Source organism: Kitasatospora sp. NPDC041988 (genome assembly GCF_055588525.1).
In genome coordinates, this window is the sequence record NZ_JBVJCO010000005.1 from 129,587 (window position 1) to 145,776 (window position 16,190).

Below are 16,190 nucleotides of genomic sequence, written 5' to 3' on the forward strand. Positions count from 1 at the left end.
GGTGCTACCGGAGCACGCCCTACTTTCAGTAGGGAGAGTCCGTTCAACCCGGGCCTGGCGCTCTACTGTCGGACGAGGTCCGGTGCCGTTCCTGGCGCCGGGCCTCGTCTGCGTTCCAGGAGCCGAGGGCCGGTGGCCGGTGTGGTCCGCGGGTTGCGAGGCAGGGGTCCTGACCTGCTAGTCTTCTTCTCGTCGCGAGGGAGATCATTCCTCGTCAGGCGTCAGTGGTGCTACCGGAGCACGCCCTACTTTCAGTAGGGAGAGTCCGTTCAACCCGGGCCTGGCGCTCTACTGTCGGACGAGGTCCGGTGCCGTTCCTGGCACCGGGCCTCGTCCGCGTTTCCGGGGTCCGGTGGGACACCCCGCGGGGGCGCCCCGCCGGGCGCCTCAGCCCGGCTGGCGGTCGGAGCCGAGCTCGCGGGAGATCCGCAGGCCGACCTGGGAGACGACCGGGCCGAGCGAGCGGACGCGGGCGGCGGTCATCCGTGAGGTGAGGCCGGAGACCGAGAGCGCGGCCGTCACCTCGCCGGTGTGGTCGAAGATCGGGGCGGCGACGCAGCGGACCTCGGGCTCGTTCTCGCGGTCGTCGATGGAGTAGCCGCGGGCGCGGATCCTGGCGAGGTCGGCGCGCAGGTGGGTCTCGTCGGAGATGGTCCAGGCGGTGACCGGCCGCAGGCCGGCGGCGACCACCTCGGCGACGGCCTCCTCGGGCAGCCAGGCCAGGATCGCCTTTCCGGTCGCGGTGCAGTACGCGGGTGCGCGGCTGCCGACCCGGGAGGCCATCCGGACGTTGGTCTCGTCCTCGACCTTGTCCAGGTAGACGATGCCGGGGGCCTGCCAGACGGTGAGGTGGACGGTCTCGCCGGCCTCGCGCTGCAGCCGGCGCAGGTGTTCGGCGGCGACGCTGCGCAGGTCGAGGGTGGAGAGGTAGGCCTGGCCGAGCCGCAGCGAGCCGTGGCCGAGCCGGAACCAGCCGGTCTCCCGGTCGCGGTCGAGCAGGTGCTCGTCGAGCAGCGGACCGGTCAGCCGCAGCACGGTGCTCTTGTTGAGGCCGAGCGCCTCGGAGAGTTGGGCGAGCGGTACGCCGCGGCCGTTGCCGTGGTCGCGCACGTGGCCGAGCACGGACAGCGCGCGGCGCAGCGAGGATGACTGGTTGCGGTCGGAGGCCGCCGCCTTCTTCGCCGGTCCGGCGGGCCCGGGCGTCCCGCCGGCCCCGGCTTCCGCGCCCGGCGTTCCGGCCTCAGCGTCCGGCGTTCCGGCTTCCGCGCCCGGCGCCCCTGTTCCCGTCTCCGTCTCCGTCATGGCTCCGTTCCCCTCTCGTTCCGCCGCCGGGCTGCGGCGGTGGTCAGAAGGTACCCCTTGGCAGCCCGTTCGCCGATTCCTCGACACAGCGTTGTGCAGTGCAAAACTTCCCGAACGGCCTCTTGTTGGCCCCGATCGCCCCCGCCTAACGTCCTGGCATCGAGCAGGCGACGCAGCCCCACCCGAGCGGCCGCTCTGCCGTACCCCCACATCACCGCGTTCACGCACCCACCATCGGCCCGGTCAGGGCCTGCTCCGACGTGCCCGTCCCCAGCGGCGCACGTCCCGGCGGCAACTGACGGGAGGGGAGGTCTCCACCCATGCGACTCATCGGACGGACCGCCGCGGCCACCGTTCTCACCGCCACCTGTGTCGCGGCGGCCGCCTGTTCGCCGGGTACCGCGCTGCCGGCCGGCGACAAGGCCGGGGACGACAGGGCGGGCACGCTGCAGGTCTGGCTGTACAACGAGGCCGGCAACGCGGCGAAGGAAGCGGTGATCGGCAAGGCGGTCGCCGAGTTCCAGGCCTCCCACCAGGGCGTCACGGTGAAGGTCAGCTACATCGACACCGACGCCTCCGCCCGCGCCGCCAAGATGAAGGGCGCTTTCAACGACCCGAACAGCGCCCCGGACCTGGTCGAGTTCGGCAACACCGACCTCCCGGGCCACGTCGCGGCCGGCGGCCTCGCCGACATCGGCGCCGACCTCGACAAGTGGAAGGACAAGGCCGACCTCGACCCGGCGATCGCCAGGACCGCGGTGCTGGACGGCAGGACCTACGGCCTGCCCTGGTGGGTCGGTGTGCGCGCGCTGTACTTCCGCACCGACCTGTTCACCGAGGCCGGCCTGACCCCGCCGAAGTCGTACGACGAACTGGTCGCCGCCAACCAGAAGATCCACGCCGCCCACCCGGACACCTTCGGCATCGCCGTCGGCGGCAAGTACACCTTCGGTGCGCTGCCGTTCGTCTGGGACGCGGGCGGTGACATCGCCACCAAGGACGGCGAGAAGTTCAAGGCCGCCATCGACTCGCCCGCCTCGCAGGCCGGGATCAAGCGCTACACCGACCTGTTCGGCGAGAACGGCTGCCCGGCCCAGCAGTGCGCCGATCTGACCGGCGGCAAGACCGTCGACCTCTTCGCCGCCGGCAAGTCCGCGATGGCGATCCTGCCCAACTCCAGCCGCAGCAAGGTCGATGCGGGCCCGGTCAAGGGCAAGTACGGTGTCGTGCCGCTGCCCGGCGAGAAGGCCGGCTCGATCGCCCCGGCGTTCGGCGGCGGCAACAACCTGGGCGTGATGAAGGCGGCCAAGCACCGCACCCTCGCGGTCGAGTTCGCCGAGCTGCTGGCGGGCCCGGCGTACCAGGAGCAGATGTACGACGCGATGGGCAACCTGCCGACGTTGAAGTCCGTCAACGACAAGGTCGCGGCGAAGGACGCCTTCCTGAAGCCGTTCACCGACACCATCGCCGCGGGCACCCGCTTCGTGCCGATGGACCAGGCGTGGGCGCAGATCGACGCGCAGGCCGTCCTCCCGACCATGCTCCAGCAGATCGTGACCGGCAAGGCGGACGTGGCCAAGGCCTCGGGTGACGCCGCCACGCAGATCACCTCGGCCTTCGCGGCCCGCTGATCGGCGGTCCATTTGGTCACCGGTCCGTTGGCCGGCGATCCATTGGCCAGTGGTCGATGGCCCCGCACGGCAGGGCCCCGACGGAAGCAGCCAGGCGTATCCAGAGAGCAGGTCCCGTACGTGTCCGCATCCACCACGACTGCCCCGGCGGCGCCGACTTCCCCCGGGCGTCGCCGGGGCACCGGCCCGGCCGCGCCCCCGAGCGGCCGGCGCCGCCGCACTCCGCTGCTGCTCCTGCTGCCGGCCGCGATCATCATGATCCCGCTGGTGGCCTACCCGATCTACCAGCTCGGCCTGCTGTCGGTGCTGGACTTCGGTCAGGCCCAGGCGTCCGGCGGCGTGCCGACCGGCTTCGTCGGTCTCGGCAACTACGAGAAGATCCTGAGCGACGGCCAGTTCTGGTCGGTGCTGCTGCAGACGATCGGCTTCGCCGCGTTCTGCGTGGTCGCCACCCTGGCCGTCGGCGCGACCCTCGCCGTCCTCCTGACCAGGGTCGGCGGGGTCGCCCGTCTCGTCCTGACCACCGCCGCGATGGCGGCGTGGGCGGCGCCGGCAATGACCGGTTCGACGGTGTGGAGCTTCCTCTTCGACACCAACCTGGGCCTGGTCAACAAGACCCTGGTCAACCTGGGGCTGGGCGGCTTCCACGAGTTCAACTGGTTCTACGACAAGTGGACGGCGTTCCTGATCGTCGGCGCCGTGGTGGTCTGGCACTCGTTCCCGTTCGTCATGGTGACGCTCTACGCGGGCATCCGGGCGATCCCCGGGGAGATCCTGGAGGCCGCCGCACTGGACGGTGCCAACACCTGGACGACCTTCCGCCGGATCACCGCCCCGATGCTGCGGCCGATCCTGACCGTGGTGGTGATCCAGTCGGTCATCTGGGACTTCAAGGTCTTCACCCAGATCTACGTGATGACCGAGGGCGGCGGCATCGCCGGCCAGAACCTCGTCCTCAACGTGTACGCCTACCAGAAGGCGTTCGCCGCCTCCCAGTACGGACTCGGCGCGGCCATCGGCGTGATCATGCTGCTCATCCTGGTGATCCCGACGGTCCTCTACATCCGCACCCTGCGACGGACGGGGAATGACCTGTGAACACGCGAAGCCGTTGGCGCTTGGCCGCCGACACCACCGCCATCGTGGTGGCGCTCGGCACCGCCTTCCCGATCTTCTGGATGGTGCTCTCGGCGTTCAAGCCCAAGGGCGAGGTGCAGTCGCTGGACCCGAAGCCGTGGACCACCCACCCCACACTGGACAGCTTCCGGCAGGTGCTGAGCGTCGACGGCTTCGGCCGGTACTTCATGAACAGCCTGGCCATCGCGCTGTCGGTGGTGGTGCTGTCGGCGCTGGTGGTCTTCCTGGCGGCAGTGGCGGTGACCCGCTTCAAGTTCAGGTTCCGCACCACCATCATGGTGATGTTCCTGATCGCCCAGATGATCCCGGTCGAGGCGCTGACCATCCCGCTGTTCTTCATGTTCCGCGACGCCGGCCGGTTCGCGCCGGGCATCGGCCTCAACACCCTGGCCTCGCTGATCCTGGTACAGCTGGCGTTCTCACTGCCGTTCGGCATCTGGATGATGCGCGGCTTCGTCGCCGCCGTCCCCGTCTCCATCGAGGAGGCCGCCCAGATCGACGGCGCGAGCCGGACTCGCATCCTCTGGCGGATCCTGCTCCCGCTGGTGGCCCCCGGCCTGGCCGCGACCAGCGTGTTCTCCTTCATCGCAGCATGGAACGACTTCGTCTTCGCCAAGACCTTCATCATCAGCGCCACCGAGAACCAGACCCTCCCCTCGGCGCTGCTGGTCTTCTTCAAGCCGGACGAGAACGACTGGGGCGGGATCATGGCGGCGTCCACGCTGATGACCGTGCCGGTGCTGATCTTCTTCATCGCGGTGCAGCGCAGGCTGGTCTCCGGGCTGGCGGGCGCGGTCAAGGACTGACCGCGGTCGGGACAGTGGCCGGACAGGGACCGGACACGGGCCGGCCAGGGCAAGGACTGAACCGGGCAAGTGCCGGCCAGGGCAAGGGGTCGGCCGGCTCGGGGATTAATGCCGCGCCGAGGGACGCGGGCGGGTGTAACGTCCCGATCATGGATGTGGGGTCTGTGAACCGGAAACGTGCCGACGGGCAACTCGCCCAGATCGCCGAGACGGTGGGCCTCGCCCGCTGCCTCGGCATCGACGTCTGGCTGCGCGGCGGCTGGGCGATGGACTTCTTCCTCGGCGAACTCACCCGGGACCACGAGGACATCGACTGGTTCGCCCCGGCCGCCGACGCCCCCGCCCTCGCCGCCGGCCTGCGCGCACTCGGCTACCGCCCACTGGACGCCGGCCACCCTGAGCAGCAACTCGACTTCATGAAGGACGACTTGGAGTCCAGCTTCGCGCTGCTCGACTTCGCCCCCGACGGCCGGGTGCTGGTCGCCGGCGGTCCCTGGGCGGGCACCCCCTGGCCGGCGGGCCTCCTGGACACCGCACCCGGGCGGCTCGGCGGCGTCGAGTGCCCGATCGTGAGCCCCGAAGCGCAGATCGAGATCAAGCGGATGATGCCGGTCTGGGACACGCGCAGGCCCCGCCGCGCCAAGGACGCCGAGGACATCGCCCGGCTGCGGGCGGCACTGGGCCGATCTACTTGACCGTGGGCCAACGCCTAGGGCTCCCGGGATGGTTGGGCCACGGTGGCGCCAATCCCCGGGGCCTCCGGTGAGCGAGGTGCTCCCCGGTCGGCCCGAGCGCCTCAGGCCGCCTCGGACCTCTCCGTCTCCGTCGGCTCCGTCGGCTCCTTCCTCTCCGATGGTTCTGCCGGCTCCGCCGACTCGCCCTGAGGGACGGTGATCAGGGTGAACGCCGCCCCGCCGTCGTCCCGCACCACCGCCAGCCGCCCGAACGGCGTCGGCTCCGGCCCGTCCAGCACGCTCCCGCCGAGCCGGACCGCCCGCTCCACCGTCCGGTCGATGTCCGCCGCGCCGAAGTACACCGCCCAGAGCGCCGCCGGACCGTCCGGATCCACCCCCGGGTTCCCGCCGATCCCGCCGGCCGGCTGCCCGCCGGCCCGGAACACCGTGTAGTCGCCCGCCGGGCGCGCGTACTCGTACCCGAGGACCTGCCGGTAGAACGCCCGGGCGCCGTCCGGGTCGGGGGAGAGGTGCTCGTTCCAGGTGAACGTCGCCGGCTCGTTCACCAGGCCCGCCCCCGGGTTCAGCCGGGCCTGCCAGAGGCCGAAGACCGCGCCGAGCGGATCCGTCGCGAGCGCGCTGCGCCCCAAATCGGCCACCTCGCCGGGCTCCCGGACGATCCGCCCACCGGCCTGCCGGACCGCCTCGGCAACCCGGTCGGCGTCGTCCACCGCGAGGTAGGTCAGCCAGGCGGAGCCGTCGCCCCCGGGCCTTCGGGCCAACCCCGCGACCTGCGCCCCGCGCAGCGTCGCCACGGTGTAGCCGGCCGGCTTGGCGTCCGGCTTGTCGCCCTGTCCGTCGTCCCGTCCGTCGTCCTGCGTGTCCTCCGGGCCTTCCTCCGGGCCGTCGTCCGCTCCGACGAACTCCCACCCGAACAGCCCGCCGTAGAACCGCCGGGCCCGGCCCAGGTCCGGCCCGGCCGCCAGTTCGACCCAGCACGGCACGCCCTCCCGGTACCTGCCCGCCTTCGGCATGCCGTCCTCCTCGGTCCTTCCCGCCAGCCTCCGCCGCGCCCGGACCCCCGGCAACCGGGGCCGCTGCCCCGCCCCGCTCAGGTCAGTTCGCTCAGGCCACTCCGCGCGGCCGGAACTGGATGCTGATCCGCGGGCCCACCGGCCGGGCGGTCTTCGGAATCGCGTGCTCCCAGGTCCGCTGGCACGACCCGCCCATCACCAGCAGGTCCCCGTGCCCCACCAGGTGCCGCACCACCGGTCCGCCCCCGCCGCGGGGCCGCAGCAGCAGCGCACGCGGCTCGCCGACCGAGACGATCGCCACCATGGTGTCCTCGCGTTCCCCGCGCCCGATCCGGTCCCCGTGCCAGGCGACGCTGTCCCGCCCGTCCCGGTAGTAGCAGAGCCCGAGTGTCCGGAACGGCTCGCCCAGCTCCGCCGCGTAGTGCGCGCTCAGTGCCGCCCGCGCCGCCCCGACCACCGGATGCGGCGGCGCGTCCTCCTCCCCGTACGAGGCGAGCAGCCGCGGCACCTCCACCATCCGCTCGTACATCTCCCGCCGCTCAGCCCGCCACGGGACCTCCGCCGCCAGCTGTTCGAACAGCAGGTCCGCCCCCGTCACCCACCCCGCCACCACGTCCACCCAGGCACCCGCCCCGAGCACCCGCCGTCGCACCCCGGCGAGCGTCCCGAGCGCGATCCCGCACGGGCCGGCGTCGTCGAACAGCGAGGGCTGGAGGTGAACGGTGCTGCGCATGGGTCCAGCGTACGCCCGAATCGAACATATGCTCGATATTGGTGGGACGGTGCCGCCCCTGGCACCGACCGGCTGCGACTGGTCGAGATAGTTGTCACTTGGTCGCGCCAGTTGTCACCTGGAGGTCGTGTGACTCGGCACGCTAACTGTCGGGTCAGCACCGGATCTGTCGTCCACCTACAGCCCCACCGAAGCGCCACGTCTCAGTCGGCCTCTAGGCTGCCCAGGTGCGCTACCTAGTCGAGTCCTTCGCTGTCGGTGCCCTGACCCGCGGTCGATCGGTCGAGCAGTTCCTCGGCCCCGCTGGTGATGCTCATGCTCCCGGCGTCCGCTGGGTCGAGGTTGTTCCGACCGGCTCCCAGTTCAAGGTCGTTCTCCACACGGCGGCGGACTTTGGGAGCGAGAACTTCTGTGACCTCGTCGAGTTCCCGCCACTGGACCCCGAGAACGAGGAGTTCGGCCTGGAGATCGCCGCGGCAACGGGGGCACATGACGCCCTCGCCCTTGCGGAGCACCGGACTGGAGCCGTTCGTGACCGCTGGGTCAATCAGGGGATGGCTCAGGACGAGTACCGCGACTTCGTACTCGCAGGCCGGCCGCGTCAAGCATCAGCGAGCTAAGGGTGGGCGGATGAGTGTGCGTGGGGAGCGGGAGCGATGGGAGCTACGGCCCGACATCGGCGTGCCAAGGCGGTGCCCATGAGGGGCACAGAGGGTCCGTAGGCGGATCAGATGTGGATCTTGATCGAGCATCGGCAACATCTCTGGTGCGCCCGAGCCGCGGTCCCAGGTACCGTCCGCGCGTGACCCGTCGAACTCCACCGCGCCCCTTGAACGTCGAGAAGCTGTTTCCTGAGGTTGTCCCTTTCCGCAGGGAGGCCGTGCGGCTGCATCCGTGTTCGGGCGAGCCGACCTGCCGCGACAGCTCGGTGGGCGGTCCGCTGCTCTGGCCGATGCGGGAGCCGTGGCCGGAGTGCTCCGAGCACCCGGGGTCGCCGATGGTCGCGGTCGTCCAGATGTACCGCTCCGATGTACCGGACATCGTGCCCTTTCCGGACGGGCGCGATCTGCTCCAGGTGCTCTGGTGTCCGCGACGCCATGAGCACCAGTGGGTCGTTCCGCAGGTCTGCTGGCGGTCTGCGGCGGCGGTGGGGGATGTGCGGCAAGCCCCGCCGGTACCGACGGAGGCCGGATACGGGCAGGTGCCGCGGCCGTGTGTCGTGCATCCGGAGCTGGTGACGGAGTACCCGAGTTGGGATCTGCCGTACGAACTGTGGGATGCCCTGGAGGCCCGCTTCGAACAGGTGGAGAGGGAGACGGGCTGGGACTACCGGTACCACCTGTCCACCGCGCCGGGCATCAAGCTGGGAGGCTATCCCGGCTGGTGCCAGGACCCGCAGTGGCCGAACTGCCCGGACTGCGGGACACCGATGGATCATCTGCTGACAGTGGAGAGCACTGAGGAGACCGATTCCCGGCAAGCGTGGACTCCGGTCCAGGATCGCGACGTCCGGCCGGAAGGGCCGGCTCTGGTACTCGGCGACCTGGGCGGCGTTTACCTCTTCGAGTGCCGCACCTGCCCAGGGCGCCCGTTCACCCACCGCTTCGACGCCTGAGAACCCGTCGAAGCCACTGACTGGGGGGACTGGCAATCCGGAGGAAGTGACAACAAACGCGACCACCCGGTGACAACTGGCGCGATCAACCCAGCCCTACAGCCCAGCTCGGCCCGTCGACCTGGTGACATCTATCTCGATCAGTCACACCGGCACCGGCTGTTGTCCTGGCTCACCGCCGCCGACCGGTTCCGGGTCGTCGTCGCCTGGCAGGCCGCGCCGGTACGTCGGCGGGCCGCGCCGGGATCGTCGTCCTGCTGTGGCCTCCGGCCTCGACCATGACCCCCCGGGTTCACACCCGCCCGCGCTCGCGCTGGTTCGGCTCGTCGTGCCGGTCGTGGATCTCCATCGCGCGCCGTTGAAGCTCCGCCAGGTCCATCGCCCCTCCCCGTCCTTCGATTTCTGAGCAGGCGTGATGTCCTGCTAATGTTTTTCCCGTCGAGAGGGAATGTCCTCTCGGACAGGCGTCGGAGGTGCTACTGGAGCACGTCCTACTTTCAGTAGGAAGAGTCCGTTCGACCCGGGCCTGGCGCTCCACCCCGAGGGGGCCGTTCCGCATCGGAACGGCCCCCCGTCGTTCTCCGCAGTACTGCGCGGGCCTCCCGCGCCGTGGCCGGTTCGGCGGCGACGGCCGTCCCGGAGCAGGCTGCCGCCCATCCCACGAGATCGCGCGTGTGTCGTCCGCCCGGTTCCTCCGCCGCCGGCCGCCCCGCGCAGCCCCGGCGAGTGGCCGCGCTTTGGTCCGGTGCGCGGGCGTGGCAGGTCTTCGGACCCGTGGGCAGGCCGTGCCTCCAGGGGTCGTCGGGCTCCTGCCGGCCGTCTCGTCTCTGCGCCGCCCACCTCAGCCACAGCGTCCGGGGGTGGTCGACGGATCGGTCTTATCGCAGTCCGTGGCCGAAACTCTTCCACGCGGGCCGACAACCGGCCAAGGTCCCGGTCCAGGTGGGCCGGTGGGCGGTGTCGCGAGCTCGGGTGGAGGTGGCTCCGGCCAGGGCGTTCGGCGTCCGGTTCGATCTGATGAGTCGTCATAGCTTGGCTGAAATCAGCCCCCGATGGTGTGAATATGCCATTGGAATGTTCGTCATACGGAATCCGCCAGTAGCCTTCCGTGTCGAACCCGCCACTCGTCGTGGCGGTCCGGCCGGCGCCGGCCCAGTGCGCCCGGCTGCCCAACCCTCCGAAGGAGCCCGAGTGCCGGGGATCGACGAATGCCTGTCCGGGGCGATGGCGATCGGCGGCGCCCGCGCGGCCAGCCTCATCGACTGGAGCAGCGGACTCGCCCTCGGCAGCGTCGGCGTCAGCCCCACCGGCGACCACGAGGCCTCGGCCGCGGATGTAACCGACCTGGTGCGCACGGCTGTTGAGAGCGAGACCTTCACTGCGGCGGAGGACCGCCGGGTGCCGTTGCAGGACATCATCCTCACCGCGGGCCGCAGTTACCACCTGATCTGCTTCATTGACACGATTTTCGACAGCCCGCTCGTCCTGCACCTCTGGCTGGACCGGACCGAGGGCAACCTCGCCTCGGCCCGCTACCGCCTCCAGGCCCTCGCGGAGGAACTGGTGCTCGGATGACTGGTATTCGGATGGCGAACGCCCTGCCGGACCAACCAGGTGCCGCTTCCGCCCGGGGCGTCGAGTTTCGGTCGGCGGGTCGCGGTACCGGGCCCACTGCACTCCCCGGGCGGCCGGCATGAACGACGTCGACGCCATGGCTCCCGGCGAGGGCTTCGCCGCAGTCGAACGGCTGGCCGGGGCGCGCGCGACCGGCGCTCTGCGCGGCCCCACCGGCACGCTCCACCTCGCCGACGGCCTGGTGGTGCACGCCGAGTCCGACCGTGCGCCCGACCTGGCCACGCTGCTCACCCGCTGCGGCCGGATCACCCGGGAGGCCTGGCAGGAGGCCGTCCGCTCCTTCGGCCCGCACGGCCGGGTCGGCGGCGCCCTGGTCGAGCAACGGCTCCTCACCAGGGGCGAGTTGGAGCTCTGCCAGCTCGGTGTTCTCTACGACGCCGCGTTCTTCGTCCTCGGCAGCGCCGGTGCCCCGGCAGGCCCGTGGTCCTTCGAACCGGGCGTACGGCACTGGCTCGGTCCGGTTGCGGCGGTGAGCGCGCGGCGGCTGCGGCGGGAGGTGGAACGCCGGCACCGGCTGCTCGAACGGATCTGGCCATGGCCGCAGTTCGACACCACGCCGGTCCGCCCGGCAGACGCGGTCCGCCCGGCAGACACGGTCGGACCGGTCCGCGCGGGCGGAGCCCAGGAGCGGTGCGCCGCCCCTGGCACCCGCCTCGGTGGCCGGCCCTGCCCGCCCAGCCGCCGCCAGCGCGAACTGCTGGACCACGCGGACGGGCGAAGAACCCCGGCGGAGCTGGCCCGGCTGCTCGGCCGCTCGGCGTTCGCCACCACGGCCGACGTCCGCCGCCTCGCGGCCGCCGGCCTGCTGGCCACCCCGGGCCGCGGCGCCCCGCGTCACGCGGCCGGGGCGCCGGCCGCCGACGGCCGTGCCATGGCCGCCCGCACCTCCGGCGGTCCGCCGTCCGAACGGCCGTCGGAACAGCAGGCCGGGCGGCAGTCCGAACCGCAGTCCGGCCTGCACCGCCGCGTCCCCGGTGCGGCCCTGGCCGCGCTGCTCCCGGCGGGCGCCGCCCGCTCCGCCCACCACCGCCCGCCCCCGGCCCACCCGCCGGCCCCGGTCCACCCGCCGGGTCCGGCAGCGGCCCACCCGCTGACCGTCCCCGACCCGGACATCGCGCTGCTGACCCGGGTCCGAACCCTTCTGGAGGCCCGACTTTGAACCACTCTCCGCCCGCGACCCCGCTCTCACGGTCATGAGGCGGGCGCTCAAGCAGCGTGTCGGAAGGAGACAACTGATCGCCTTGGAGACGGACCTGCTGGCCGAACTGCGTGCTCTCAAGCACCGGGTCCCGCACCTCGCGGGCAGCCTGGTGGCCAGCGTGGACGGCCTGCTGGTCGCGCACGACACCCACGGGACCGAGCCCACGGGCCTGGCCGCGATGACCGCAGCCTCACTCAGCCTGGCCCAGCGGCTCGCCGACACCACCGGGCAGGGCGAGTTCCGGGAGTCGCTGGTCCGCGGCGAGCACGGGTACGTCGCCACCTACGCGGCCGGCGGCAGCTGTGTGCTCACCCTGCTGGCGCACCCGGACGTGAACGTCGGCCGCCTGCACCTGGAGGCCCGCCGCTCCGCCCGGCGGATCGCCGGCCTCCTCAATGACGCGCTGACCCCGAAGGACCCTCCGTAGGTCCCTCCGAAGGGCCTGCCCTGACCCCACCGACCTGACCTCACCGACCTTTCCGACCTCACCGACCCTTCCGACCCTTCCGATCTTCCGAACGAAATGGAGACACCGACATGACGGACGCAGCCGGCGCGCTCAAGCAGACCATGACCGTGATCGAAGGCGCCCTGGGCGCCGCCCTCGTCGACTACAACAGCGGCATGGCCCTCGCCACCCTCGACGGCCCCGGCGGCATCGACCTCAACGTCGCCGCCGCCGGGAACACCGACGTGGTCCGGGCCAAGATGCGCACGATGGACATGCTCGGGCTGCAGGACGGCATCGAGGACATCCTCATCACCCTCAGCAGCCAGTACCACCTGATCCGCCCGCTCACCGGCCGTAGCGGCAAGGGCCTCTTCCTCTACCTCGCGTTGGACAAGAGCCGCGCCAACCTGGCGATGGCCCGGCACCAGCTGACGAAGATCGAGGCCGATCTGGAGGTCTGACGTCACGAGCCGGGGCTCCCGCCCCGGGTCGACGGTCCGCTGGACGGATCCCGCGTCGCCCGGCGCGGGGTCCGTCCGGACCGTCGGTGACAACGCCCAAGCCGGAGCAGTACCCAACCCGGAGCAGTACCCAAGCCGGGACAGTGCTCAAGCCGGAGCAGTACCCAAGCCGGGACAGCGCTCAAGCCGGAGCAGCGCCCAAGCCTGCGCAGCCCACCGCCCCGGACAGGACCGGCTCACCCGTCCGGTGCCGCCGACCCCTCCGCCCACGCCACCTCGCCGCCCGCCAGCCCCGCGCAGACGGCGCCTTCGGGCGTGAGCACGCTCCACGGCGCGACCTGCGCGTGCGGCGGCACGGACAGCACGGCGTCACCGTCGAAGGCCAGCTCCAGCCCGCCCGCCATGGTCACCCGGGCGGCACCGACCGTCCGGCCCACCAGGCCGAGCAGTGTGCCGGACGGGCGGAAGGTCAGGGCGGGGAAGAAGTGGTCCACCTCGGACGGCGCGGCGAACACGAACTCGTGCGCCACCCGGACGGTCACCGGCCCGTCGAGCGTGATGTCGAGCCGGCCGCCGCCGCTGACCGCCTCCACCCGGCGTCCGGCCAGTACCTTCCCGATCGCGTTCTGCATGGGCCCAGTGTGGACCAGGAACACCGTTCGGGTCCGGTGGATCGGCCTGCCCGCCGGGCCGTCAGTCCGCCGGGCGCCCGCCGACCAGTTCGGCCGGGCCGCCCGGGCGGGTGCGGGTGGCGAGAGCGGCCGCCGTCCGGGCCCACGACGAGGCGGACAGCAGCGCCCGTGCCTCGGCCGGGCCGCAGAGCCGCCACTCGACCAGTTCGTCCTCGGCCAGCGCGATCGACGCGAGCCGCTCGTCCGTCACCGTCCCGCCGTCGAAGACGTACACCAGGACGGCCGTGTCCCGCCGGCTCGCCGGGTCCGCGTCCCGCCCGGGCAGCCAGTCGAGGGCCAGCAGCCGGCCCGGTTCGCACTCCCAGCCCAGCTCCTCGCGGACCTCCCGGCGGGCCGCCGCCCGGGGCAGCTCCCGGTCCGCCTCGATGCCGCCGCCGGGCAGTACCCAGTACGGCTCCTCGCCGCCCGGGCCCGGCCACGGCCGCAGCCGCACCAGCAGCACCCGCCCGGCCGCGTCGGTGAACAGCGTCCGCGCCTTGGCCCGGATCCGGGGGCGGGTGGCGATGTACGTCTCCCGGTCCAGCGGGGGAGCGGCGGGTTCGGTCGGGGGCCGGTCGGGCACGCCGGTGAGCGTGATCCCCGCCGGCCCGGTGTACGCGGGCGGCGGCACGGGCGCCAGATGGTCGCGGGTGTGCCCGGCCGGGCGGCCGTCCTCCAGCTCCAGCGGCCCGGCCTCGCGCGGCGCCCGCAGGCAGGCGCTCACCCGGCGGGAGAGCCGGGGCGGCAGCGCGTGACCGGCCTGCTCCGGCGTCAGCCACGCCCAGCCGCCGACCTCCGCGGTGTCCGGCGTGAACGCGGCGCGCTCCTGCGGGGTGAGCGGTTCGGCCCAGTAGAGGTGCGCGGCGATCGGCGGCCGGAAGTCGTCGAGCGTCCAGTCGATGCAGGCGAGCGGCCCGAGCCTGGGTGTGAAGCCCAGCTCCTCCGCGATCTCCCGGACGGCCGTCCGGCGGGGCGAGAGGTCCTCCGGCTCCCACCCGCCGCCCGAGATCGCCAGCGGATGCTTCCGGTCGTACGGCAGCCGGACGACCAGCAGCCGGCCCTGCCCGTCCGGGAACAGCACCCCGGCGGCGGCCAGCAACTCGCGCCCCGCACGACCGTCCTGGCTGCCCGAAGGCGGTGACGTCACCACAGCAAGTCCCTCCACCGAACCGGGCAGACCCCCCGCCCGCCTGCCCACCACGACATCCCCGCCCACCCCAACGGTTCCCCGCTGCCCCGGGGGATCGAACCAGGGGTCAGACCCGTTCGAGCGGCCGGTGCGGCCCCTCCGGCAGTTCCACGGCGATCGCGTCGCCGGGCCGGACCGTGCCGCCGGCCCGCACGATGCCCATGATGCCGGCCTTGCGTACGACGTTTCCTGCCTCGTCCCGGCCGACGACCTGCTTCAGCAGCCCGGTCCGGAAGTTGTCGATCTGCAGGCACGGATTGCGCAGCCCGGTGACCTCGACGACCGCCTCGCCGCCTATCCGTAGCAGCGCCCCGACGGGCAGGCCGAGCAGGTCTATGCCCCGGGTGGTGACGTTCTCGCCCAGATCGCCCGCCCGCACGCCGTACCCCGCCGCGCCGACCTCGGCGAAGAGCTCCTCGTGGATGAGGTGGACCTGACGGAGGTTCGGTTGGGTCGGGTCCTGCGCGACCCGCGAGCGGTGCTTGACCGTGACCCCGGCATGGACGTCCCCCTCCACCCCGAGCCCGGTGAGCAGGGTGATCGCGGCCCGGTTGGGCTTGGTGAACGAGTACTCGCCGTTGCTGCTGACTGCCGTGACCGTTCCGCTCATTCGGCGGTCCCCTCTGTTCGTAGCGCCGTTCGTGGCGCTGCCTCTGTTCGTGGCCGTGCCCCGTCAGGAGCGTAGTCCCGGGCTCCCGGAAGCGGGGTCCCGGCCCCGGGCCGTCCGAGCGAGGCCAGCGCCGCGTCCGCCGCGCGGGCCATCTGTTCGTCCTGGCGGCCGGAGGCCCCGCGGAGCCGGGCGAAGCCCTCGACGGCGGCCAGCGCGAGCAGACCGGGGAGCAGATCGGTGCTGCGGTCGGCGACCCAGCGGGTGCCGCGGGTCGCCATCCACCACAGGTCGGCCAGCGCGCCCGGCGGCGGTTCGGCGGGTTCGGCGGCGGGGGCCGGGCCGAGCGGGCGGCCGGAGGCGGCGAGCAGGTCGTGGAAGCCGCGGGCGATCAGATGGTGCCCCTCGGCGCTGGGGTGGAGCCGGTCCACGCTCAGCAGCTGCCGCTGCGCCGTCCACGGCAGTTCGGCGATGTGCAGGTGGACCGCCCGGTGGCGCGCCGAGAGGGCGTGCACCACCGTGTTCACCGCGCGCATCCGGCGGGCCAGCGGACGGGCGAGCGGCCGCGGCAGCCGCAGCAGCGTGCCCGGGTCGGGCAGGCATGCGGTGAGCACCAGCGCGCCGCTGCGGGACAGTTCACCGAGGGTGGTGTCCAACTCCCGTGTGGTGCGGCCGATCTCGAACCCAGCCCGCAGGGTGTCGTTGCCCCCGACCACGACGGCCGCCACCCCGGGACGCAGCGCCAGCGCCGCGGGCAGCTGTTCCACCGTCAGCTCCGTGCTGAGCGCCCCGCTCCGCGCCAGGTTGGTGAACTCGACGCCGACCCCGGCCGGTGCCAACGACCGTGCGAGCAAGGCCGCCCAGCCCCGCCACCCGCCGGCCACCGGGTCGCCGACCCCCTCCGTGAGCGAGTCCCCGAGTGCCACGAACCGCACCGGCCCGGCCACCCGCCGCCCGCCTGCCCCTGGCGCCCCGCCCGGAACCGTCCTGCCCCCCTCGTCCCCGACCATGACCGTGCTCACCGCGTGCCTCCCGATTCCCGT

General features: G+C 72.5%; 17 protein-coding genes. 10 read left to right on the top strand and 7 right to left on the bottom strand.

Annotation, left to right across the window (positions count from 1 at the left end):
- Window positions 1–387 precede the first annotated feature (387 nt).
- On the bottom strand, window positions 388–1,302 hold the full coding sequence (locus ACZ6NC_RS07730) for an IclR family transcriptional regulator (RefSeq protein WP_465730021.1): 915 nt from the start codon (window positions 1,300–1,302) through the stop codon (window positions 388–390).
- Between the two features lie 320 nt (window positions 1,303–1,622).
- Between ACZ6NC_RS07730 and ACZ6NC_RS07735 the strand changes: the two genes are divergently transcribed.
- The 4 genes from ACZ6NC_RS07735 (at window position 1,623) to ACZ6NC_RS07750 (ending at window position 5,571) form a co-directional block, all read left to right on the top strand.
- Window positions 1,623–2,933 (top strand): extracellular solute-binding protein, encoded by a 1,311-nt coding sequence (locus tag ACZ6NC_RS07735; protein WP_465730023.1) that lies wholly within the window; start codon window positions 1,623–1,625, stop codon window positions 2,931–2,933.
- A gap of 120 nt (window positions 2,934–3,053) precedes the next feature.
- On the top strand, window positions 3,054–4,031 hold the full coding sequence (locus ACZ6NC_RS07740) for a carbohydrate ABC transporter permease (protein ID WP_465730025.1): 978 nt from the start codon (window positions 3,054–3,056) through the stop codon (window positions 4,029–4,031).
- The gene (locus tag ACZ6NC_RS07745; RefSeq protein ID WP_465730027.1) at window positions 4,028–4,876 is read left to right on the top strand and encodes a carbohydrate ABC transporter permease; all 849 of its coding nucleotides are present in this window, start codon (window positions 4,028–4,030) and stop codon (window positions 4,874–4,876) included. Before ACZ6NC_RS07740 ends, ACZ6NC_RS07745 begins: the two co-directional genes overlap by 4 nt.
- Before the next feature lie 164 nt (window positions 4,877–5,040).
- Window positions 5,041–5,571: a nucleotidyltransferase domain-containing protein gene (locus tag ACZ6NC_RS07750; RefSeq protein WP_465730029.1), complete on the top strand. Its 531-nt coding sequence runs from the start codon at window positions 5,041–5,043 to the stop codon at window positions 5,569–5,571.
- A gap of 101 nt (window positions 5,572–5,672) precedes the next feature.
- On the opposite strand, the gene ACZ6NC_RS07755 is transcribed toward ACZ6NC_RS07750, so the two are convergent.
- The gene (locus tag ACZ6NC_RS07755; RefSeq protein WP_465730031.1) at window positions 5,673–6,584 is read right to left on the bottom strand and encodes a VOC family protein; all 912 of its coding nucleotides are present in this window, start codon (window positions 6,582–6,584) and stop codon (window positions 5,673–5,675) included.
- A 91-nt stretch (window positions 6,585–6,675) separates the two neighbouring features.
- Window positions 6,676–7,317: an alpha-ketoglutarate-dependent dioxygenase AlkB gene (locus tag ACZ6NC_RS07760; protein WP_465730033.1), complete on the bottom strand. Its 642-nt coding sequence runs from the start codon at window positions 7,315–7,317 to the stop codon at window positions 6,676–6,678.
- 227 nt (window positions 7,318–7,544) lie between these two features.
- Here ACZ6NC_RS07760 and ACZ6NC_RS07765 point away from each other — a divergent pair, with 227 nt between their 5' ends.
- The 6 genes from ACZ6NC_RS07765 (at window position 7,545) to ACZ6NC_RS07790 (ending at window position 12,680) form a co-directional block, all read left to right on the top strand.
- Window positions 7,545–7,937, top strand: coding sequence for a hypothetical protein (locus tag ACZ6NC_RS07765; protein ID WP_465730035.1), 393 nt, complete (start codon window positions 7,545–7,547; stop codon window positions 7,935–7,937).
- Between the two features lie 209 nt (window positions 7,938–8,146).
- Complete coding sequence (locus ACZ6NC_RS07770; RefSeq protein WP_465730037.1) at window positions 8,147–8,932, top strand: DUF1963 domain-containing protein; 786 nt, start codon at window positions 8,147–8,149, stop codon at window positions 8,930–8,932.
- 1,191 nt (window positions 8,933–10,123) lie between these two features.
- Window positions 10,124–10,507 (top strand): hypothetical protein, encoded by a 384-nt coding sequence (locus ACZ6NC_RS07775; RefSeq protein ID WP_465730039.1) that lies wholly within the window; start codon window positions 10,124–10,126, stop codon window positions 10,505–10,507.
- Between the two features lie 118 nt (window positions 10,508–10,625).
- Complete coding sequence (locus ACZ6NC_RS07780) at window positions 10,626–11,726, top strand: transcriptional regulator (RefSeq protein ID WP_465730041.1); 1,101 nt, start codon at window positions 10,626–10,628, stop codon at window positions 11,724–11,726.
- Between the two features lie 82 nt (window positions 11,727–11,808).
- Complete coding sequence (locus ACZ6NC_RS07785; RefSeq protein WP_465730043.1) at window positions 11,809–12,195, top strand: roadblock/LC7 domain-containing protein; 387 nt, start codon at window positions 11,809–11,811, stop codon at window positions 12,193–12,195.
- 110 nt (window positions 12,196–12,305) lie between these two features.
- Window positions 12,306–12,680, top strand: a complete 375-nt coding sequence (locus tag ACZ6NC_RS07790) for a hypothetical protein (RefSeq protein ID WP_465730045.1) — start codon at window positions 12,306–12,308, stop codon at window positions 12,678–12,680.
- Window positions 12,681–12,916: 236 nt separating this feature from the next.
- Here ACZ6NC_RS07790 and ACZ6NC_RS07795 read toward each other — a convergent pair whose 3' ends face one another.
- The 4 genes from ACZ6NC_RS07795 to ACZ6NC_RS07810 form a co-directional block, all read right to left on the bottom strand.
- Window positions 12,917–13,312, bottom strand: coding sequence for a DUF6188 family protein (locus tag ACZ6NC_RS07795; protein WP_465730047.1), 396 nt, complete (start codon window positions 13,310–13,312; stop codon window positions 12,917–12,919).
- A 61-nt stretch (window positions 13,313–13,373) separates the two neighbouring features.
- Window positions 13,374–14,498, bottom strand: coding sequence for an NUDIX hydrolase (locus ACZ6NC_RS07800; protein WP_465730049.1), 1,125 nt, complete (start codon window positions 14,496–14,498; stop codon window positions 13,374–13,376).
- 109 nt (window positions 14,499–14,607) lie between these two features.
- Window positions 14,608–15,150, bottom strand: a complete 543-nt coding sequence (locus ACZ6NC_RS07805) for an MOSC domain-containing protein (RefSeq protein ID WP_465730051.1) — start codon at window positions 15,148–15,150, stop codon at window positions 14,608–14,610.
- Window positions 15,147–16,073, bottom strand: coding sequence for an SGNH/GDSL hydrolase family protein (locus ACZ6NC_RS07810; RefSeq protein WP_465730053.1), 927 nt, complete (start codon window positions 16,071–16,073; stop codon window positions 15,147–15,149). Before ACZ6NC_RS07810 ends, ACZ6NC_RS07805 begins: the two co-directional genes overlap by 4 nt.
- Between the last annotated feature and the right edge of the window lie 117 nt (window positions 16,074–16,190).